This window comes from Acinetobacter sp. 102, assembly GCF_037028485.1.
Taxonomy (GTDB): Bacteria; Pseudomonadota; Gammaproteobacteria; order Pseudomonadales; family Moraxellaceae; genus Acinetobacter; species Acinetobacter higginsii.
This window is the reverse complement of sequence record NZ_JAZEZK010000003.1, coordinates 46,865-68,377: the sequence shown is the minus strand read 5'-3', so window position 1 is coordinate 68,377 and position 21,513 is coordinate 46,865. Positions and strand designations below refer to the sequence as shown.

The following is a 21,513-nucleotide window of genomic DNA, read 5'->3' as shown; positions in this document are numbered from 1 at the left end:
GGGCTAAAAAGTTTTAAAGCTGTGGACCAATAAAGAAATGCAATCGAATTGGATTGTTATCATTAGAAATACCAGATGCGATATCTAATCGAATTGGTCCAATTGGTGATCTCCAGCGGATACCTACACCCACACTATATTCTGTTGGGTTGCTAAATTGTTTGTCATACGCGTTACCGAAGTCCGAGAACACAGCAGCACGCCAGCCATCTTTAAATTGATAATTATATTCTATAGAGCCAACCCCTAAGGCTTGACCACCTATCTTATAGCCGTTTTCTTCAGGTGATAAGCTCTTATAGTCGAAACCACGCAAAGACTGATCACCACCAGTAAAGAAGCGCAAGTTATAAGGAACTTTATTAAAGTCATCGGTGAAAATATAACTTGCATCGCCACGACCGACAAATTGATGATTGTCATTTTCACCCAAGGAATAGATGAAGCGCCAACCTGCACTTACAATTGCCATATTGGCATCGGAGAGTAAAGATTCAGTCCCCAATTCGACTTTATAAGTCTGTTTAAATCCACGGGTTGGATTTAAACGGGTATTGGTATTGGTTTTTGATGCTTCATAACCCAATAGCAAAGATTCTTGCTCAGAATCAATTCCTGAAACTTTAAAAGCATCAGGTAATTCATCAACATTGACATCACCTTTTTTGGTGAGGCGGTCTAAACGATAACGTAAACCAAAAGTATGTTGCCAATCACCCAATGGATTCTTAATTACACGCTCACCACCCAGTACCGCTGATTCAACCAATAAGTTGACATCTGGACCAATATCGTCACGGGTTTCACGTTCATAACCGCCGACAAGGTTAAAGTAGTCATTTAATGGATGCTTATAAGGAATGCTATAACGACCATCAATCGATTGACGGATTTCTGAAACCTCAACGTTGGCATCGAAAGAATGCCCATATTTATTGACGATGGCACGGCGGTACTGAGTACGAATACGTGCACCCGTATCTGTCCCATAACCAATACCTGTTTCAAGACTATTTAAACGGTCGGCATTCAGCGTCACCACGACAGGAATTTTGCGTTCTACCCGTGCTTGCTCTTCGAGTTTTTGACGTTCTTCATCGTCATCATCATGTACAGGCGGCATTGGCATTGAACGAGCCAAAGCAGGTTGTGCAGGTTCAGCACCTGAAAATTGCGATTCATCCACGACATCCTGCGTCACTTCTTGCGCAGAGGTAATTTTTGCACGCGCAATATCTGCTTTTTGTTGACTGCTCATCAATTGTGATTCTTGCACACGTTGCTGATCAACCAAAGCTTGCAAGTCAGGTGGTAAATCAAGAGGCGGTTGAATGGCATCCGGCTTGATCGTATCAACCAAGGTATAGTTAAAATAACGCGAGTTGGTTAAGTTGTTCGCCAATGCATTGACACGCCAGAAGGCATAATCATCACCTTCTTTCCATGGTGCCAAACTATCTAAAACCTTCTGAGTGAGTGGCAAAGGCTTGCTCGGATCACTCATCCGATATTCAACTTGCTTTAATTTATAACGCTCACCTGTTTCATAATTTAAATTAATCTCGGCCGTTTTTTCAGGCTGACTAATTTTGACATCATGCAATCGCCAAAATGCATCAAAATAACCATTGTCTGAAGCCACCGTGGTGATTTTAGTTTTGGTTGCTTCATATGAACCATGATTAAAAATATCGCCTACATCTTGCTCTGGAATTAAGCGAATCACTTGGAATTGTGGTGTATTGGCGCCTGCACCAGTGAATTCAATATTTTGTTCTTTAATTTTAACGGGTTCATTTGGAACCACAATCACCTTAACTTTGCTGTCGCTCTCTTTTACAAAAGTATAAGTTGCATTGTAATAACCGACTGCCTGTGCTGCCTGATTAGTGAGTGCACGAAGTTGTGGTAAAGCGACATTAAATTCCTCAAATGATTCTTGAGTAAAACTTGAGAGCTTTGCCTTAATATTGAGGGCAAGAATAGGCGGTGCACCGCTCACATCCGCTGTAATACGTGGAATTTTATCGGTATTTAATAAGTTTTCTGGTCGGAAGCGATTTACAATTCGCTTAAAGAATCCAACTTTTTCCTGTGGTTGATCAGACTTAGGCTGCAAATCAGCTAATGTTTTACCTGTTTCATTGGCCTCAACCACAATTTTACTGTCTGCTTGAATCTCACCCATCAATTGGTCAATATTCAGCGGCGCTTGCTTGATTTCAGTCAGCTCCGTCTGTGATGCATCAGCAATGATAGGTTCAGGATTTCTTGCCGTATTTTCGCGATATGCTTGTGCTTCATTTTTCGCATCTTCAGCAACACGGAAGATTTCATTTGCCATACCTTGATCCACTGGAATCACAGGCAAATTTTCTAAATTGTCATCCAACTGAATCGGTTTCAATTCGTTAATTTGGTTAGTGGATTGTTCTTGTTCTTTTAATGCAGCCAAACTGTCTTGCCCAGGCAATACCCCTTGATCAGCAAGATTGATTGCTGGAACCGTTGGCGCTGCCGCTGCAACGGCTAATTCGACCGGTTGTTCCGTCTGTTCAGCTGCCTGATTTTCAGGCACAGTTGAATTTTGTTCTTGAGCATAAGCAACTGATATACAAGAACTAATTAAGAAACCACTACAAATAAGTTTAGGAAAACCCTGCATTTTAAAAATTAAATGCATAGAATGAACCAGTGTCGACTGTTTAAACTTCGTTTTAGATGACATGTAAAACTCTAAATTTGTTTTTTAATTTATCGTTTTTGATGGGTGAAATAACTTCAAATCTTTGATTTTTCATCCAATCAGACATAGGTATCATACATGCATTTCATCACATTTTTACAGTTCGTCACATTTTTTTATAAATCACAATGAAGTGAACACACGATGAAACAAGACGAGCACTTAATGACTTCGCGTCGGTTCGCCCCGATGTTTTTCACTCAGTTCTTTGGCGCACTTAATGATAATGTTTATAAGCAAGCGCTGCTGTTAGTTATTACCTATGGCTGGATTCAACAACAAAGTGCCCCTGTCAGTACCCTCAATAATTTAGCTGCCTTATTATTTATTTTGCCCTACTTTTTCTTTTCAGCGACTGCTGGTCAAATTGCAGATAAATACGAACGCTCGCAACTAATTCGCTTCATTAAAATATTAGAAATCGTGATCATGTTAATTGGTACTGCTGGCTTCCTGCTTGGAAACTTGTGGTTACTGCTGTTTGCCTTGTTTTTAATGGGCACTCATTCCACCTGTTTTGGCCCAATCAAATATGCGATTTTGCCTGAAATACTAAAACCACAAGAACTCATGTCAGGCAATGCCTTGTTTCAGTCAGGTACATCGATTGCGATTTTACTGGGGATGATTTTAGGTGGTGCCGTGATTGCCACGTCTGAAGGTAATTTACTCTGGATTAGTCTCACCGTCGTTACAATTGCTTGCTTAGGCTATTTATGCAGTCGATTTATTCTCCCACAGAAAGTCGCCGCACCTGATTTAAAAATTGACTGGAACTTTATTCGTACCAGTTTTCAAACCATTAAATATGCCAAAAGCATCCCTGTCGTATTTGTAATTTTGTTGGGTAACTCTTGGTATTGGTTCTATGGCGCAACCTACCTAACCCAGATTCCGCAACTAACTCAACAAAACCTGCATGCTTCGGAAAATGTGGTGAGCCTATTACTCACCTTTTTCTCGGTCGGTATTGGTGTCGGTTCTTTACTTTGCCGAAAAATTGGTGGGTCAGACATTAATATTAAGATGGTGCCCTATGGCGCAATTGGTTTAACCGTTTTCGCGCTATATCTGGCAGCAAGTCTAGCCTTTGTGCCTGAGCGTACGGGTGACTTACTCAGCTTAAAAGATATGTTTACGCTCGGTGCAGTCTATTATCATGTGATGTTGGCAGTGACTTTACTGGGCATTAGTGGTGGATTTTATATTGTGCCACTCTATGCCATGATGCAGGCCTATTCACCACGCTCACATCGAGCACGAGTTGTGGCAGCAAATAATATTTTAAATGCTGTATTTATGGTCTCTTCCGCAATTTTTTCAATTTTAATCTTAAGCATTTTAAAAATTGATATTAAAATCTTATTTACCATTACCGCTGTTTTAAGTGCAATTTTTTCATTTTGGTTATTAAAACGCCTAAAACCTTTATTGGAAAATGCTCCCAATACTTTAGAGGATTAATCTATGCGTCATTACACAGGTCTCGATAAAGTAATTCATTCTTTTGATCAAGCCTTACGTAGTTTGGTACCAGGCGCGACCAGTGCACAACGGACGAATCCCGCCAGTGATGAACCATCACAACTTTGTGTCAGTGATGCCCGTCATGTTGCAGGCTTGATGCGAGTTAATCATAGTGGTGAAGTCTGTGCTCAAGCGCTTTACCACGGTCAGGCATTAACAGCAAAACTACCGCATGTCCGTGAAGAAATGCAGCAAGCCGCGATTGAAGAACAAGACCATTTGGCTTGGTGTGAAGATCGCTTAAAAGAATTAGATAGCCACACCAGTGTATTAAATCCAATTTGGTATGGCCTGTCTTATGGTATGGGGGCAATTGCAGGAATTGCAGGCGACAAATATAGTTTGGGGTTTGTGGCAGAAACTGAACGTCAAGTTAGCCAACACTTACAGGAACACATTCAACAACTTCCTGCACATGATGAACGTTCACGTAAAATTTTAGTCCAGATGAATGAAGATGAATTGCATCATCGCGATACCGCCTTAGAAGCAGGTGGTGTGGACTTACCAGCACCTGTACGGATTACCATGACTGCCATTTCAAAACTCATGACTAAAACCAGTTATTATCTTTAAGTTATCCAAGGGAATTATTACGAGGTAATTCCCTTTTCTTTTAACTGACACGATCAAAATTAACGAAATACAATTTTACCTTTATCAGTTGAATAACGGTCATTCCAAAAGCTCTGCGACTGCTTGTCTAAATCTGTAAAAATCGTGTAGTCGATTTTACCTTGTCTAAAACTTAGCTGATCATTCTTCTTTACTGCAATAACACGTGTGTCATTCACCCAAACCCGCTGCTGTTGATCAATTTTAATCAGAGCCAATATTGAACCATCCGATCTCTCAGCAATCCACTGTGGTTGCTGCGTTGTTGCTGATGCACTCGGGCTTGATACCTCTACCGTCTGCTCGACAAATCCCGCCTTGCTATTTTCTTCTTTGCTTTTGCTAATATCACAACCCTGTGCTTCACTGACTTGGGTACAACCCGATTGTTCTAATTGTTGTCGATATTTGGCATCAATTGCATAGGCTGAGTTCATGCTGCCACAGAGGATAATCCCTAGAGCAATAAGTAACTTGGCTTGCATAAATAATTCCTTCATTATTCGCTTGTTATCTATTTAACCATCCCTGTATACATGCGTATGTAACTCAAGTGTGTTTCGTCACAAACAAAAATCCATGGGCTTAGCCATGGATTTTTAAATCATCACTCAAACATCACTGCTTAATACAAACCATGTTCGGCCTTAAAGCGTTCTAGATCTCTGACAGCCTGATGATAACGTGACTGTACCCAACTACTATTGATACGTAGATCATATAAACGTTTTTGATAATCATCCCGAACTTTGCTTGAGAGATCTTTTCGTTCTAGCTCTTTCAAATAACGGTTCATATCATTTTGGGAGCGATTAAACTCTGAATCTGCTTGATAATATTCATTGGCAACTTGGTAGTAACTGCGCAAGGATTCACGTTTTTCGATTGGACAAACACGAATATCGCCACGACCTTCGAGCGCTTCACTAAAGATAATTTCGGGTCGGCAATAATAGCCTAGACCTTTTTGATAGCCTTGTTCATATAGCTTTTGATTGGGCACAATATTGGCTTTTTGACAGGAAGAATAGTATTTATCTAAACGGGATTCATGCCCATCGGAGCCATCTCTTTCGCCCACATTAAACCAATTTGCTGTTTTGCATTGCTCGACACTCATGGCCGCACAACCCGAAAGTAAAACCGTTAAAGTCGATAAAATTAAAATAAGTTTCATAAAAAACTTCCTATTATTATAGTGTTACTTTATCAAAGTATTACATTGTAATGACAGGATAATGTATGCTTTGAAGATAGGCTAAATCTGCATGCTGCCATAAATCATATAAAGGAATTTTTACATCCAAAGCCAATGGTAACTTTTTGGGATTAAATTGCATATGATCTAAAGTTTCACCCCACGCAATCACATCAATATCCAAACTGATGTGATGTGACGGGCGAACTCGACCAGACTGCATTTCTAATTGTTTAAGGATTTCTGTCACTTCATCGACACAAAGGCGACTATTTAATAGGCAGGCAGAATTCCAATAATCAGCCCCAATCCCGTCTCGACATGGAATTTCATAAATCGGAGAAAATTCCACTGTACCCAAACTTGCGAGCTGCTCATAGGCAAAAGTGAAATTTTGTTGCTGCTGGACATTACTCGCCAGTGCGAGCGCAAAAATTGTTTCTGTTGCGTTCAAGGCGAATTCCTACTGCATTGGCTTGTGCAATGATGGCGGGTTTGCGAATGGTGATACTGATCGATTCGATCGAGGGGAAAGTCCTAAATAGACATTCAAGTACCAATTGTGCAGCGTGCTCAATCAGTTTCGGTTTCGCCTCTTGTATAACTTGGGCTGCAAGCTCACAAAGCTGCGCATAGTTGAGCGTATCTTCTAGCTCATCCGAATGGGCAGCGTGTGATAGATCATTATGAATGGTGAGATCTAGCATTAAAGGTTGAATAATCTGGCGTTCCCAATTGAAACAGCCAACCACAGTATCAACCTTCAACCCTTCAATTATAATGGCATCCATAATGACCTAATGAACCGATAAATAAATTAATGCTTTAAAAACGAAGCAGGTTCAATATTGTGAACCATTTTTAAACGTTGGTCAGCATAAATATCGGTATATGGTGCGAGAACACGCATGAAACGATCAAAATATAGCATTTGCTTAAATAACAAGGCGAAGTCACGCGGGAATTTGATACCGTGACGCTCACCGACAGCCACCATATCCATCATGATGTCATTCAAATCTGCAGGATTGGAACTGAGAATTTCTTGCGGATCTGCCAATAACACACCACTAAATAAGCGCTCTAAATCATCAGCCAAGACTTGGGTATCAATTTTCTGATGAGTCATGCCCATTTTCAGCATGTTTTCAGCCATTGCGTTGTAATTGGTATGCTGTAAAGCATCCATAAACGCCATACATGCCGTCCATACTTCAGGATTTAGCTGTCCAACAATACCGAAATCAATAAAACCAATACGGCCATCTTCAAGCAACATCAGGTTGCCTGCATGTAAATCCGCATGGAAGCTCTTACATAACATTAAACTGCCAAACCAAGTATTCATCGCAGTAATCAAGACCTGTGTTGGGTCTTTGGCATATTGTTTCACCACATCAAAGTCAGTCAATGACACACCATACAAACGCTGCATAGTGAGCACACGGCGAGTCGAAAACTGGTGATAAACTTTTGGCGCAGTTGCCGCTTGATTACCAGACACATTCAAGTACTGAATAAAGTCATCTAGGTTCTGAGCTTCTTCAATAAAATCGACTTCACGAACCATACGTGTTTTGATCTCATCTACGATTTCAGAAAGCGATGCAAACTTGATTTTTGGTACAGCTTTTTCTAAAAGTTTTGTCGCCCAATGCACTACATTTAAGTCGGTATATAAAATGGTTTCGACACCAGGTTTTTGAACCTTTAACACCACATCTTCACCCGTGACTAGTCGAGCGGCATGGACTTGTGCTATTGAGGCTGAAGCCAAAGGTTTTTCATCAATAAAACTGAAAATTTCATTGAGATTGCGGCCTTCAAATTCCTCGGCCAATACTTTTTGAATATAGCTAAATGGTAAAGTCGGGGTTTGATCTAAACAGCCTTGGAATTCCTGAACATATTCGCGGGGAAATAAAGACGGCGTACTGGCAATAAATTGCCCCAGTTTGATATAAGTCGAACCAAGCGATTCAAAGGTCTCACGCATAAGTTTGGCGTTACTTGGTTTTTCAGTTGCATATTTCACACCTGCTTGTGCTGCAACCACCACTGTTTCACCAATACGTGCAACAGATCGTAATCCATCGAATAAAATATTTCTTTTCATAATCTTTCTTGCCTCACAGATGGCATTAGTTTAGCAAATTTTGCTCAATTTACCGATCAAGTTGCCTGACAAACTGGACAATTTACATCTTTTTCAAATTTAAGAATGCGTTGCGATAGATTTAAGCCGTTCCAAAGCAACAATTTTTGCTTAAGTGGGGTCAAACCCAAGCCTAAAAACAGCAAAGTGTGATGTGCTTGTAATGACGCTATCATTACAGGTGTGGTTGCCAATACGCCTGACTCTGCACAGCGTAGCCCTTCATTGGCATGCTCTTCTTTCGGAAACAAACATTCATAACAGGCTGAATCCGATTCCACCATAAACATCTGCCCTTCAAAACCAATGGCTGACGCACTGATCAGTGGGACTTGATGTTTTTTACACACCGCATTGACCAGATAACGGGTTGTAAAATTATCACAACCATCTAAGACTACATCTTGATGCTGTACGAGTTCATCAGCATTCGTTTCATCAAATCGTATATTTTGATAGCTGACCTGTATATGCGGATTAATGTCTTGTAGATGTTTAGCCAATATTTCGGCTTTGTACCGACCTAAATCATTTGCTGTAAATGCGATTTGTCTTTGTAGATTACTTATTTCAATGGTATCGGCATCGACAATGGTAATCTTGCCCACACCTGCGCGTGCCAATAGCTCGGCACTGGTACAACCTATCCCACCTGCTCCGATAATCAGCACATTCGCGAGTTTGAGTTTTTCTTGTGCTTCGATATCCCAACCATCTAATAAAATCTGACGACTATAGAGATGCATTTCCTCATTGCTTAGCTCAAATTCGTTTTCTAAATGGTCTGACACGTGACTTGCTTCTTTATCATCAAAGGTAATGCTGATTTTAAGTCGATGTATGCTTAGAGGAAAGTAATAAATTGGAACGAACATGGTTTTCTTTTGACAAAAAGCTATTTTTACCCCAATATTTTTCTTACTCTTTAACAGCTTAATAAAATCAATAAGTTACTATATCAGTTAAAAACTTTGGGTATTTCTGCCTTTTTGGATATAACCTGATGTTTTAGCTTATATTATTTTCATTATTTTATAGTTCATGACGGCATACGTCATTTAGAAAAGACGGGACGGCATCACCGAACCGCGCTGATAGTTCATGACGGCATACGTCATTTAGAAATTAGTCAAGACCATTGTAAAATCCCACTTTTGAGTTCATGACGGCATACGTCATTTAGAAATATCGATTTGATGCTCAAAGCGCAATTAGGGCGTTCATGACGGCATACGTCATTTAGAAATTTGGCCACTCAACATATCTTCCTGAATGGTTGTTCATGACGGCATACGTCATTTAGAAACATGAAATGAAGAACGTGCTCTGGCAGTGGTTGTTCATGACGACATACGTCACATAAATTAATGTTCTAACTTGAAATAAGATTTAAACTGAAAACCACGATGTATCACAGCATTTAAAGAAATAGGAAATCGAAGTCTGGCTGTTTGTAATACTTGAAGAACCCATGTTTTTTCGGCTAAAAATTCAAATAAGATTTTATCATTGCATATTCTCGGGCCAGTAAAGATATCTGTCTGATAAGCCAGTCCTATCCATAATGACTCCAACAATATATTTTTATCCAGATCGACTAAGGCCAAAGTTAAAGTTTCCTCAAAGATACAATCATGGCTAAGGAAAAGAAGATAGCAGTGCGAATATACACAGACCACACCTTCTAACACTTTACCCTCAACCATAACCCCTGTCTTTTTTCCCCTAACCATGACTTCAGACTGAGGCAAACTCTTATCTGTCATATCTTGGATTAATTCTAAACCGATATAATCAGCCACATACATATTCAACTTTGCCTAATAAAATGATTACCGATTATATTTCCATCTATTACTTTGACTCTACTTCCGATCATGCATCATTTCATATGACTGCGCTCTCAATAGATCTTCTTTAGTTCCAAATGATTGATTGCGTAACTGATTAATCGACTGTTGTTTACTGGCATCACTCGCATCACTTTTTAAAATTTGGTCACGTGCTGCCAAATATCCATTCACCTGCGTTTGCCATCCAGCTTCTTCTTGATCAACCTTTTCCAAACGATCAGCCGCTTCAGGCCCTAATAGACTTTCACGCATATTGCGCAGCTCTTGTGCGGAACCACCTTTTTCCCGTACCTCTTGAGTCAGTTGCTGCAATTCAGCAAATTGCATTGAAACCCGAACACCATCAGCCAAAGTTGTTGGAAGTTGATCAATCAATTTCGCCAACTCAGTCGCCTTTTGCTGAGCGGTCAGGGTTTTATTGGCATGAATACGCATTTGATCAATATTGAACTGGTTCAAATTACGTTCATTGCCAAATAAAGCATTGATCTCAGCCGCATTAAAAAATTGCTGTTGTACTTTGTACATCTGCTCAATTACTTTTTGATAGCCATCAATATCACCAGTTTTAAAATTGCCCGTCGGTTTTATATTTTTCAAGGCGTGAGTATAAGCAACATATTGATCTAGCAGATAACTGGCATAACTTGAAGCCGTGTCAGGTAAAGTCGCACTGAGATACTGTCGAATATCGGCAATCAATTCCGTTTCAGTTTTTTCACCTAAACTGGAAAAGAAATAATCAAAACAACTGCGAATTCCAACGGTTAAAATCAATTTACCATTGGCATCGACCTGAATCGGACAGTCAATTTCGGTGCCTCGCAATGAAGATGCCAATTCAGGCATTTTGCCTTTTAAATTATTTTGCGCACTCACCTCTAAGCCATTTTCGGAGACCTGTGATTGAGCCTGCTGATTTGGTGCTTGCTGGGTATTTTGAGGATCTGGTTTAAATATCCAATAGATTAAAGCCAACAAGAGCAATAAACATACGATTAAAACTATACTGATGGTTTTATTATTCAAAAATTTACCGTTCATCATCCCTTGCTCTATTTATCATTCTTTCTTTGTTTGAACCGTTAAAACCAAAGGAGCAACGGATTGCTCCTTTGGTAAATGAATTATAAACCTTGATTTTTTAAGCGATTTGCTTGAGTACGATAAGGTGTTACTGGGTTCTGTAAGAATCCAACTAAACCGAGAATCTGATTCACTTCATCCAAATGGTTAAATGCATAATTGTCACGAATCACGGTGCCCAAATGACTCGAACAACGTGGCACTAAACCATCATTTTCACCAGAAATCAGTAAAGAAGTTGCTGTTAATGCATAATCCATCGGGTCTAAAGCATTGGTAAATGGACTGGTTCCACTCCATGAATAATAACGTACACCATTGACCAGTTCTGTTCCTGAACCACAAGCTGTGGTTGGTACACCTGCTGGAAAACGTTGGTTAAAGTTTGCTGAACCGCTAGTGGTTAATGAATTTAAGCCCGCCAGTGCATCTTGATCATAATAATGTCCTGAACCAATCCCCACCAACGAGAAGAAGGCATTCACCCCTGCCGCAATAATCGGTGCAAGTGCTGGGCCCACAGGTGATTTAACCACTGAGTCAACCACATCTGCAACATCTGAGCCTTTGGTTGGACCACCCACTGCTGTGACTGAAGCAACTTTGTTAGGTAACAAACTTGCGACATAACGAACCGATTGAGAGCCATGACTATGGCCAATTAAGTTAATTTTCTCCGCACCTGTAATCGCTAATACTTGTTTCGCCTGTAGCAATAATTGCTCGCCGCGTACCTCCGATGAATTAAAAGAAGCTTGCTGTGCAACAAAGACATTCGCACCATTACCCACCAAGTCCTCAGTAATGCCATTCCAATATTGCAAAGGGCCAACAGCAGAGAAGCCTGCCATCCCGTGCGCAAGTAGAATTGGATACTTGGTTTTTGCATAGCTTGATGTAACACTGGTGCTACCGCCGACTGAACAAGAGTTCACATTACAGTTTTGCCATGATGCTTTTGGTGCAAAAAAATCGAACAAACCTGCATGTACCACAGATCCACTACTCACCAATATGCCCGCCATTAGCGTCATGACATTTAAATATTTTTTCTTCACGTTTTGCTCCTAGCATTTTTCATTTTTATTACAACGATTTAGTCTTTTTCTTCGTATCTGGAATCATTCCGAGCATACAAACGACTGGCAGAAATTATACTCCTTCGAAATATTGTGTGATTTTTAGACTAAAACAAACTGTGCCAAAATCATAACAATTCGTGCCAAAATTACGCTGGATTGAAAAAATTCCGATGAATGTACATTTTCAAATCCATCACTCTGCTTTAATTTCAGAATGAATTGGATCAGCTTTAAAATGGAATTTACTTCGCACTATGAGTATTCCCCGTCTTCATAATCAGCATTTTATTAGCAGCTCTTATGCACACCTACTGAGTGAGGTGGTATCACGATGGAATATTTCAGCTGAAACCTTATTTTGGGGCACTGGTGTTGAAATCGAAAAACTATCTGATCTCAATGATAAGATCAGTCTGAATGCTTTTAAAAAAGTGATTGCCCGAACCATTGAGTTAACACAAGAACAAGGCATCGGTTTTTATGCAGGTACACAATTAAAAATCAGTTCGCATGGCTTACTCGGTTTCACCGTTGCCATTTCAAAAAATGCCTTAGAAGCGATTGAAACCATTAATCAATTTGTCAGCTTGCAATGTTCATTTGTCGAATTAAATTTTAAAGTTGAAAATGAGCTCGCCTATTACAACATTGCCTATGATCGTTCCTTACTAAATTTTAATGATGAATCGGATACACAAGCCTACGAATTTAGCTGTATTTTCTTTCTGACCGGTTTTGTGCATTTAGTCCGTTTCTTTATTCCAGATTTCAAACCAAGTGTTGATCTACAATGTAAATATCCTGATTATTTTTCTCGTTTTACTGACATTTTGACATCAACTTTCGCAGAAATACGTTATGAACAGCCTTATACCCGCTTAATTGCCGCCGCAGCTTTTCTAGAGGCGCCACTCAGTATGGCCGATCCGCTCACCGCAGAAAAATTTAAATTACTGTGCCAAAAAGAATTGGATGAACTACTTACAACCCAAGATATTTTACAACGAGTCAAATATCTAATTGATGATAAAACAGAAGGCTTACTAAGTATTGATCAAGTTGCTCAAAAGCTAAACCTGACCAAAAGAACCCTACAACGGATGTTGCAAGAAAAAATGATCAGCTTTCAAACTTTGTATGATGAAGTCCGAAAGGAGAAAGCCAAGAAACTGATGCTGAATCCGTTTATAACCAAAGATGAGCTGGCTAAAAAGCTGGGGTATTCCTCTCTTTCAAGTTTTAATCGTGCCTATAAACGTTGGGAAATTGAATAAAGTTTTGCTGAAGTTTATGTAACAATGGAGCGATGTCTCAACCTTGTGGATGTTATATGAGTCAGTCAGAAATTACCGCTGTTGAACTTTCTAAAGCCTATCGCCTGCTCAATCATGGCCCGACAGTTTTGGTTTCTGCTCAGTATGGGCAAGAACGCAATGTCATGGCCGCAGCTTGGGCTTGTGCATTGGAACTTACTCCAGCCAAAGTCACAGTGGTCTTAGATAAAAGTACCAAGACTCGCCAATTGGTTGAGCAAAGTGGTTATTTTGCCTTACAAGTGCCCTGCTATGCGCAAATTGATATGGTGCATCAACTCGGAAGCATTAGCCAGTTTGATCATCCAAGCAAGTTAGAAGAATGCAAAACTGAATTGTTTTACCAAGATGATTTTCCTGTCCCACTGGTAGCAGGTAGTCTGGCTTGGCTGGTCTGTAAAGTGATTCCAGAACCACACAATCAACAAGCGCATGATTTATTTATCGGCTCGGTGGTGGGTGCTTGGGCTGATTCACGGGTATTCCGCGATGGACATTGGCACTTTCAAGAGGCCAGTAAAGCGTTGCGCAGCCTGCATTACATTGCAGGCGGTACATTTTATCTGATTGGGGATGAAGTTAAGGCCAAATAATCTTTGCCTCTTTTATTGACCATTGATTTTCATCAATTCCCGATACATAAGATCCAAGAACTGCTGCTGTTCTTGGTCATTTTTAAAGTAACGTTGATAGTTGGTACTACAGCTTTCAACATCCGCAATATTGGCTTTATTAAATGACCAATCCTTTCTGTCCTTAATGCTGATGCCTAGCTCATCATCACAACTCTGCCATAACTGAGAAAATCTGGTTCGCTTAGCTGCATCTAGTTTTTTAAAATTTGCATGGACAGAATAACCACGCATAGCTGAATTAAAAAACTGCGAAATCATGGTGACCGGCACACCACCCCAATCAATGCTTTGACCAATCGGCAATCGAATATCGGTCAGTTTATTTTCTGACATCATCTGGTCTTGTTTGCCTTGTTTGAAGTACTGTTCCTTATAGACCAAGGTCGTTCCTGCTGGAACATGAATTTTTTTAACCAGCATCGGTTGCTGTGTCACATAGTAAGGATAATTCGGTCTTGAGTTGCCACCCGTCGGGTTCATATTGCCCACACAACCTGCTAAAGACACAGTCATTGCTGCAGATAAAAAGATCAGTGCTTTCATCGTTGTTATTATCATCCAAATCAATATTCTGATTCGACCTTAAAACGAAATCGATTCGGACACAATATCAAATAACAAAGTAAAAACCGCTGTGAGATCCACAACGGTTTTAAACAAAATCAGAGCATAATCTTCGAATTAAAGTAAAACTTACTTGGCTGCCATACGGATTGCTCCATCCAAACGGATCACTTCACCATTCAAATAGGAGTTTTCAGCAATATGCGCCACTAAACGCGCGAACTCTTCTGGGCGACCTAAACGTGATGGATAAGGCACCATTTGTCCTAAGGCGTCTTGTACATTTTGAGGCAAGCCTTTCAACATTGGCGTTTCCATAATCCCTGGAGCAATGGTCATGACACGAATACCATGCCGTGCTAACTCTCGTGCTATCGGTAAAGTCATCGCCACCACAGCACCTTTTGATGCTGAATAAGCCGCTTGTCCAATCTGACCATCAAAGGCAGCCACTGACGCTGTATTCACAATCACGCCTCGATCTTCATCGCCTTCAGCAACAGTATTTTTGCTCATGGCCTCCGCTGCGAAACGCAACATATTGAATGTACCTGTCACGTTGATATGCAAGGTTTTAGAGAACATCGCCAAATCATGTACGCCTTCTTTACCGACGACTTTTGCAGATGGACCAATGCCGGCACAGTTGATCAAACCATAAACGCTGCCATGTTTCGCCAATACATCTTTAAAGAACTGTTCTGCTGCCGCTTCATCGGTCACATCCAGTTTTACAAATTCTGCTGCTGCACCCAAAGTCTGCGCTTGTTGCTCCCCAGCTTCGATATTCATATCAACCAAAGTGACGGAAGCCCCCTTTTCAACTAGATATTCCGCTGTTGCTGCGCCTAGGCCTGAACCGCCACCTGTAATAACAAAATGTTTTCCCTGAATTTTCATTTACGTTTCCTATCAAATTAAAGATATAAATTTTTATAACTAAGCCTAAAGGCAAGTTTTTTCCGATACAATTTCAAAAAGTAGCAAATTTGCTGCGGCTTTTGAGCATTCGATTTCATTCTTCTCCTGTATTTTATTGATATATGAACAAAAACCTCAACCTCGATCTTAATTCGGCTAAGGACACCATTTCAAATGCTTTAATCCGTGAAGCATTAAGTGTTGCTGCAAGTCGTGGGTTGAATATTGTCAATATCGCCAATCGCGCAGGTATTTCAGCTGAACTATTGACTTCCTCCAAGGCGCGAGTGCCTGTGACCCAATGTGCGCAGTTATGGGTCGAAGTTGCAGAAAGTATGAATGATGAATTTCTTGGTATGGATACTCATCCCATGCGCCGAGGCAGTTATAGCCTATTAGCAAAATTAGCTTTTAATGCCGAAACGCTGGAGCAAGCCATCCAAGAAATTTTAAAATTTTTAAGTTTGGTGCTGGATGATATTCGGGGTGAACTGATTCAAAAAGGCAGTAAAGCCTATCTGATCTTGCATGATCGTGAGCATCCGAAACGGATGTTTACCTATTCAACCTATTTAATGTTGGTGCATAGTTTGATGTGCTGGTTGAGTGATCAGCGCATTGGTTTCCAAAAAATGAGTTTTAGATGTCATCCACCTGTGGAAATACAAGATTATCGGGTACGGTTTTGCGAGAACATTCAATTTAATGCCGAGCAAAATCAAATCGAGTTTGACGCGCATTATCTCAAGCATAAAATCAAAAAAGATAAACAAGCACTCAAGGATTTTCTCAAACATACACCTTATAACCTGATTGTACGCTTTAAAAATGAGAACTCGTTAAGCTTGCAAATCCGCCGTCAACTGCTGCTACAGCCACCATCGCAATGGGATGAACTGAAAGAGATTGCACAGCAACTAAATATGTCAACCGCAACTATTCAACGTCGCCTTAAGCAAGAAGGTGTCAGCTATCAACAGCTTAAAAATGATATCCGCTGTGATATTGCCATTGAACGACTCAGTAAAAGCAATGATTCAATCCAGAACATCAGTGATGATTTGCATTTCCATGACCCAAGTGCGTTCCATCGTGCCTTTAAAAAATGGACGGGAGTCAGTCCGGGCAGCTATAGAAAGTCTTCACCCAATAAAAAGAAACGTTTGGGCCATTTAGAATAATCGAAGGAATAAGCAATGTATTTGCCTGAAATATTTGAAGAAACAGATCTTGAAAGATTATACCGACTGATTCAGGACTACCCTTTTGCCACACTGATAAGTCATAGTGCTGAAGGCTTAGAAGCCAATCATTTACCCTTTCATTTATTGCGTGATGAGCACAGCCAAACAGCGACACTGATTGCGCATATAGCCAAGAATAATCCACTACACACTCAAATTGAAAATGGCGCAGCGGTTTTAATTATTTTTCAGGGTGAACACGGTTATATCTCACCGAATTGGTATCCTAGCAAGCAACAACACCATCGACATGTACCCACCTGGAACTATCAAGTGGTTCATGTCAAAGGAAGCATCAATTTCTTACATGATGAAAAAGCACTACGCGGCATCTTGGCCAGACTGACACGTACCCATGAAGCCAAACAAGCAACGCCTTGGAAAATGTCGGAGGCACCAGATGACTATATTGCTCAAGAACTGCAAGGCATTGTCGGGATCGAAATTCCGATCTCACAGATCACGGGAAAGTATAAACTCAGCCAAAATCGGGAAAAGCCAGATGCTCTGGGCGTGGTGGATGGACTACAACAACAAGGTGAAAGTCGTTTAGCCAATGCAGTACAGCAATATATCGAAGATTAAGCTGAGGATATCACGATATTTTCAATAGCAGCCCAACGTAATAATCAACATTGTTCGTGAATAAAAACAGTGTTTTGAGACCAATTTGATTTTTATCTATTATCATGATTTCTAAATCAAAATAACTCAGTTGGGATGCGCTGTGATCCATGTAAAGATCGCTGATATTTCATTATACGGCGCTGATTTATCTCATGTCTTTCTTTTCTAAATTACCTCTCTCTCAGACTTTATTCGCTTTAGGCTTCTCTACGGTATTTATATCCTCCAGTTTTGCTGCCATTCCCACCACACTTAAACTTGACTATGCCTACTATGCGCCAACCAGCTTAGTGGTAAAAGATCAAAAACTGTTAGAAAAGGCCCTTCCCAATACCGAAATTAAATGGGTATTTAGCCAAGGTAGTAACCGTTCTCTAGAATATTTAAATAGCAATAGTATTGATTTCGCTTCAACCGCGGGTTTGGCTGCAGTGCTTAGTCGTGCAAATGGCAGCCCAATCAAGACGGTCTATATTCAAAGCCAACCTGAATGGACAGCATTGGTTGTTCCTGCAAACTCACCGATCAAAAACTTAAAAGATCTCAAAGGCAAAAAAATTGCTGCAACCAAAGGCACAGATCCTTTCCTGTTTACGCTCCAGGCATTGGATACAGTCGGATTGAATAAACGTGATGTTCAATTGGTTCATTTACAACACCCAGACGGCAAAACTGCATTAGAACGCGGTCAAGTAGATGCATGGGCGGGACTTGATCCCTTAATGGCATCTGCACAAATCCAATCTGGGGCTAAATTGCTTTATCGTAATGTTGCGTTTAATAGTTATAGCGTCTTGAACGTCAAAGAAGAGTTTAGTAAACAAAGCCCAGAAGCGATTGAGGCGGTAATTAAAGCCTACGAACAAGCACGAAAATGGGCCAAAGCCAATCCAGATAAAGTTGCAGCATTATTGGCACGTGAAGCTAAGCTCCCGTTACCAGTGGCACAATTACAATTGAGCCGTACCAACTTTGACCAAAACATTCCTTCAGTTACCCAAGCTCAAGCACTGAAACGATCAGGAAAAATCTTGACAGAAGAAGACTTGGTTAGAAAAGGAACTGATGTCAATCAAGTGATTGATCAGCTACTTGATCCACGCTTTGCTCAAAAAGTTGTGAAATAATCCATGAGCAATTCAAGTCACAAGGCTGAGCTAACCGATTTTCTCGCTCAGCAAAGCACACAAACTAATAAAAAGCGTTTTAGCCCAAACCTCATTCGTTGGCTAAAAGCATTGCTACTTCCTACTCTGCTGTTAATACTCTGTGAATTCTTAGTTAGAAATGGCGATATCGAAGCATATCTGCTTCCTGCGCCCAGTAGCTTGTGGCAATCTTTTTGGGATTTGGCTCAAACTGATTTACTCCAGCACATTTACATCAGTACTTGGCGAGTACTCATCGGTTTTGCAATCGGTAGTGGTTTAGCTTTAATTTTTGCGATTTGGGTTGGCTTAAGCAAAGAAGTAGAAGCCTATTTAGAACCCTCTTTTTCCGCACTCAAATCCATTCCAAGCCTGGCATGGATTCCATTATTATTACTTTGGTTAGGGATTGATGAATCTTCTAAAATCACACTGATTGCGATAGGTGCTTTTTTTCCGACCTATACCAATACGGTCGCAGCCATCCATAATGTAGATCGCAAACTGATTGAGGTTGGAAAAGTCTATCGCCTCAATGCATTGCAACGAGTTATCTCAATTGTGTTGCCTGCCGCGTCTTCTGGAATCCTGACAGGTTTACGCAATAGCTTGAGCTTATCATGGATGTTTATGATTGCAGCCGAACTGATTGCTGCAACTCAAGGAATTGGTTATCTACTCAGTGATGGACGAGAAACTTCACGCCCAGATATTGTAATTATTGCGATTATTTTATTGGCTTTGCTTGGAAAAATATCTGATAGTTTGATGAAACTACTGGAAAATAGATTATTAGGTTGGCGTGATACCATTCACAAACAGGCTTAAACCCAACGAGCCAAGGTCACTCGGTCATTGCCACCATAATCCTTGATGGTCTGAATTTGCTCAAAACCGTGTTGCTCAAAAATATCACGTACTGCTTGGCCTTGGTCATAACCATGTTCAAGCACAATCCAGCCATTCGGTTTAAGCCAGTCTTTACCTTGGGTGATGATAATCTCAATATCTGCCATACCCTGCTTATCTGCAATCAATGCACGCTCAGGTTCAGACTTGAGCTTTTGCATATGCACATCATCAGGATCAATATATGGCGGATTCGATACAATCAGATCAAACTGTTGCTGTTCTAAAGCCTCAAACCAAGCACCACAAGCAAACTTCACCTGCATGAGACCATGTCGAACGGCATTGTCCTGTGCCACTTCTAAAGTCGGTGCATAGATATCAGTTGCAGTCACTTGCCATTGTGGACGCTCACTCGCCAGTGCCAAAGCAATTGCACCCGTGCCTGTACCTAGATCAACAATATTGGCATGTGAACTTAATGGCAGTTTTAATACCGTTTCCACAAGGATTTCGGTATCGGGACGCGGCACCAAAGTGTCATGGGTAACTTTTAAATCAAGCGTCCAAAACGGTTGTGAACCTGTGACATAGGCCAACGGTTCACCTTGTTCGATACGAGCCAGCCCATCTAAATAAGCTTGCTCCTGCATTTCAGTCAGTTCTTGCTCAAGTCTTAATTTGAGTTCTAAAGCATTGATCCCCAAAATATGTTCGAGTAGCCACGCCGCCTCTTGACGTTCATAGCTATCAATTTCACCTTTGATCTCTAAGGCTTGAGCAATATTCATTAGCCGCCATTTTCCTGTGCAAGCATCGCCAACTGATCCGCTTGATATTCACGGTGTAAGCTATCCAGTAATTCAGTTAAATCACCTTCCATAATCGCATCCAACTTATATAAAGTCAGGTTAATACGGTGATCGGTCATACGACCTTGCGGGTAGTTATACGTACGAATACGTTCTGAACGGTCACCTGAACCGACCAAGTCACGGCGCATTTCTGAGGTGGCTGCATCCGCTGCTGCACGTTTCGCATTTTCTAAACGTGAGACTAACAAAGCCATCGCTTTGGCTTTGTTCTTATGTTGTGAACGTTCTTCCTGACATTCCACCACTACACCCGATGGGATATGAGTAATACGTACCGCTGAATCGGTTTTGTTAATGTGCTGACCACCCGCACCTGATGCACGGTAAGTATCAATACGCAAATCGGCAGGATTGATTTCAACGGTGGTATCTACATCGACTTCTGGCAGAATCGCAACGGTACAAGCCGAAGTGTGTACACGACCCTGTGATTCAGTCGCAGGGACACGTTGTACACGGTGTGCACCACTCTCAAATTTCAAACGACCATACACGCCTTCGCCATCGATACGGCAAATGATCTCTTTATAACCGCCATGCTCGCCTTCGTTTTCAGAAAGCACTTCAATACGCCAGCCTTGTGTTTCAGCGTATTTGCTATACATACGGAATAGATCACCCGAAAAAATCGCCGCTTCATCACCACCTGTACCCGCACGCACCTCAAGATAGGCTGCGTTGGCATCATTTGGATCTTTCGGAATCATCAACACGTTTAACTGCTCTTCAAGCGCAACCAAAAGTGCTTTATTTTCTTTGATTTCTTCCTCGGCCATGTCTTTGAAATCAGGATCTGATTTCATCATTTCAGCCGTTTCGATATCTTCTTCCGCTTGACGATATTTGCTCCAAACCTCGGTGATTTCAGTTAAATCATTGTGTTCACGGGACAGTTTACGAAAACGTTTATTGTCCGAAATTACTTCTACATCAGCGAGTAATGCAGTCAGCTCTTCGTGACGATCACAAAGTTGATCGAGTCTTAAACGGAGTGATGCTTTCATGGGCGGAATATCTCAAAATCTAAAGACTCAGTGCCAATGAAGCACGAGCAAAATCAAAAAATTGCGCATAG

The 21,513-nt window shown here is 40.8% G+C and carries 22 protein-coding genes and 1 CRISPR repeat array; of the genes, 8 read left to right on the top strand and 14 right to left on the bottom strand.

All coding sequences use genetic code 11. The annotated features are described in order from the left end of the window. Positions 1-13 precede the first annotated feature (13 nt). Positions 14-2,728: an autotransporter assembly complex protein TamA gene (locus WA352_RS03915; RefSeq protein ID WP_033132962.1), complete on the bottom strand. Its 2,715-nt coding sequence runs from the start codon at positions 2,726-2,728 to the stop codon at positions 14-16. Between the two features lie 162 nt (positions 2,729-2,890). On the opposite strand from WA352_RS03915, the gene WA352_RS03910 reads away from it, so the two are divergent. Continuing rightward, positions 2,891-4,210, top strand: a complete 1,320-nt coding sequence (locus WA352_RS03910) for an MFS transporter (protein WP_032858926.1) — start codon at positions 2,891-2,893, stop codon at positions 4,208-4,210. Between the two features lie 3 nt (positions 4,211-4,213). Further along, positions 4,214-4,849, top strand: coding sequence for a 2-polyprenyl-3-methyl-6-methoxy-1,4-benzoquinone monooxygenase (gene coq7 / locus WA352_RS03905; RefSeq protein WP_005313273.1), 636 nt, complete (start codon positions 4,214-4,216; stop codon positions 4,847-4,849). A gap of 59 nt (positions 4,850-4,908) precedes the next feature. Here coq7 and WA352_RS03900 read toward each other — a convergent pair whose 3' ends face one another. The 9 genes from WA352_RS03900 to WA352_RS03865 all read right to left on the bottom strand — a co-directional run bounded on the left by WA352_RS03900 (position 4,909) and on the right by WA352_RS03865 (position 12,238). After that, a complete protein-coding gene (locus tag WA352_RS03900; protein ID WP_033132963.1) occupies positions 4,909-5,373 on the bottom strand; it encodes a hypothetical protein in 465 nt (154 codons plus the stop codon). 140 nt (positions 5,374-5,513) lie between these two features. Beyond that, the gene (locus WA352_RS03895) at positions 5,514-6,065 is read right to left on the bottom strand and encodes a DUF2799 domain-containing protein (protein ID WP_005313269.1); all 552 of its coding nucleotides are present in this window, start codon (positions 6,063-6,065) and stop codon (positions 5,514-5,516) included. A gap of 40 nt (positions 6,066-6,105) precedes the next feature. After that, complete coding sequence (locus tag WA352_RS03890; protein WP_033132964.1) at positions 6,106-6,540, bottom strand: 2-amino-4-hydroxy-6-hydroxymethyldihydropteridine diphosphokinase; 435 nt, start codon at positions 6,538-6,540, stop codon at positions 6,106-6,108. Beyond that, positions 6,497-6,877: a dihydroneopterin aldolase gene (gene folB, locus WA352_RS03885; RefSeq protein WP_005313266.1), complete on the bottom strand. Its 381-nt coding sequence runs from the start codon at positions 6,875-6,877 to the stop codon at positions 6,497-6,499. The genes WA352_RS03890 and folB overlap by 44 nt, the downstream gene beginning before the upstream one ends. A 26-nt stretch (positions 6,878-6,903) precedes the next feature. After that, positions 6,904-8,202 carry an ABC1 kinase family protein gene (locus tag WA352_RS03880; protein ID WP_004806458.1) on the bottom strand — a complete coding sequence of 433 codons (1,299 nt, stop codon included), beginning with the start codon at positions 8,200-8,202 and terminating at the stop codon, positions 6,904-6,906. Between the two features lie 56 nt (positions 8,203-8,258). Then, positions 8,259-8,987 carry a HesA/MoeB/ThiF family protein gene (locus WA352_RS03875; RefSeq protein WP_171526002.1) on the bottom strand — a complete coding sequence of 243 codons (729 nt, stop codon included), beginning with the start codon at positions 8,985-8,987 and terminating at the stop codon, positions 8,259-8,261. A 291-nt stretch (positions 8,988-9,278) separates the two neighbouring features. Then, a CRISPR array of direct repeats spans positions 9,279-9,547; the repeat unit is 28 nt; unit sequence GTTCATGACGGCATACGTCATTTAGAAA. Positions 9,548-9,605: 58 nt separating this feature from the next. Continuing rightward, positions 9,606-10,049: a hypothetical protein gene (locus WA352_RS21815; protein WP_033132965.1), complete on the bottom strand. Its 444-nt coding sequence runs from the start codon at positions 10,047-10,049 to the stop codon at positions 9,606-9,608. A gap of 57 nt (positions 10,050-10,106) precedes the next feature. After that, positions 10,107-11,138, bottom strand: a complete 1,032-nt coding sequence (locus tag WA352_RS03870) for a lipase secretion chaperone (RefSeq protein ID WP_033133000.1) — start codon at positions 11,136-11,138, stop codon at positions 10,107-10,109. 83 nt (positions 11,139-11,221) lie between these two features. After that, positions 11,222-12,238 carry a lipase family alpha/beta hydrolase gene (locus WA352_RS03865; RefSeq protein WP_033132966.1) on the bottom strand — a complete coding sequence of 339 codons (1,017 nt, stop codon included), beginning with the start codon at positions 12,236-12,238 and terminating at the stop codon, positions 11,222-11,224. A gap of 278 nt (positions 12,239-12,516) precedes the next feature. On the opposite strand from WA352_RS03865, the gene WA352_RS03860 reads away from it, so the two are divergent. Both WA352_RS03860 and WA352_RS03855 read left to right on the top strand, forming a co-directional pair. After that, complete coding sequence (locus WA352_RS03860) at positions 12,517-13,536, top strand: helix-turn-helix domain-containing protein (protein ID WP_033132967.1); 1,020 nt, start codon at positions 12,517-12,519, stop codon at positions 13,534-13,536. Between the two features lie 56 nt (positions 13,537-13,592). Next, complete coding sequence (locus WA352_RS03855; RefSeq protein ID WP_004806443.1) at positions 13,593-14,168, top strand: flavin reductase family protein; 576 nt, start codon at positions 13,593-13,595, stop codon at positions 14,166-14,168. 12 nt (positions 14,169-14,180) lie between these two features. Here the strand turns inward: WA352_RS03855 and WA352_RS03850 are convergent, their stop codons facing one another. Together WA352_RS03850 and WA352_RS03845 are read right to left on the bottom strand one after the other, a co-directional pair. Beyond that, the gene (locus tag WA352_RS03850; RefSeq protein ID WP_033132968.1) at positions 14,181-14,753 is read right to left on the bottom strand and encodes a hypothetical protein; all 573 of its coding nucleotides are present in this window, start codon (positions 14,751-14,753) and stop codon (positions 14,181-14,183) included. A gap of 150 nt (positions 14,754-14,903) precedes the next feature. Beyond that, positions 14,904-15,674 carry a 3-hydroxyacyl-CoA dehydrogenase gene (locus WA352_RS03845; protein ID WP_033132969.1) on the bottom strand — a complete coding sequence of 257 codons (771 nt, stop codon included), beginning with the start codon at positions 15,672-15,674 and terminating at the stop codon, positions 14,904-14,906. A gap of 143 nt (positions 15,675-15,817) precedes the next feature. Here WA352_RS03845 and WA352_RS03840 point away from each other — a divergent pair, with 143 nt between their 5' ends. From WA352_RS03840 to WA352_RS03825, 4 genes are all read left to right on the top strand, one after another. Continuing rightward, the gene (locus WA352_RS03840; RefSeq protein ID WP_033132970.1) at positions 15,818-16,876 is read left to right on the top strand and encodes an AraC family transcriptional regulator; all 1,059 of its coding nucleotides are present in this window, start codon (positions 15,818-15,820) and stop codon (positions 16,874-16,876) included. Positions 16,877-16,891: 15 nt separating this feature from the next. Next, complete coding sequence (locus WA352_RS03835) at positions 16,892-17,524, top strand: FMN-binding negative transcriptional regulator (protein ID WP_033132971.1); 633 nt, start codon at positions 16,892-16,894, stop codon at positions 17,522-17,524. A 194-nt stretch (positions 17,525-17,718) separates the two neighbouring features. Next, positions 17,719-18,693, top strand: coding sequence for an aliphatic sulfonate ABC transporter substrate-binding protein (locus WA352_RS03830; RefSeq protein WP_004806432.1), 975 nt, complete (start codon positions 17,719-17,721; stop codon positions 18,691-18,693). Between the two features lie 3 nt (positions 18,694-18,696). Beyond that, positions 18,697-19,542, top strand: a complete 846-nt coding sequence (locus WA352_RS03825) for an ABC transporter permease (protein ID WP_005313245.1) — start codon at positions 18,697-18,699, stop codon at positions 19,540-19,542. Here the strand turns inward: WA352_RS03825 and prmC are convergent. Continuing rightward, on the bottom strand, positions 19,539-20,354 hold the full coding sequence (prmC, locus tag WA352_RS03820; protein WP_033132972.1) for a peptide chain release factor N(5)-glutamine methyltransferase: 816 nt from the start codon (positions 20,352-20,354) through the stop codon (positions 19,539-19,541). The genes WA352_RS03825 and prmC overlap by 4 nt on opposite strands. Further along, positions 20,354-21,442, bottom strand: coding sequence for a peptide chain release factor 1 (prfA, locus tag WA352_RS03815; RefSeq protein ID WP_004653992.1), 1,089 nt, complete (start codon positions 21,440-21,442; stop codon positions 20,354-20,356). Before prfA ends, prmC begins: the two co-directional genes overlap by 1 nt. Between the last annotated feature and the right edge of the window lie 71 nt (positions 21,443-21,513).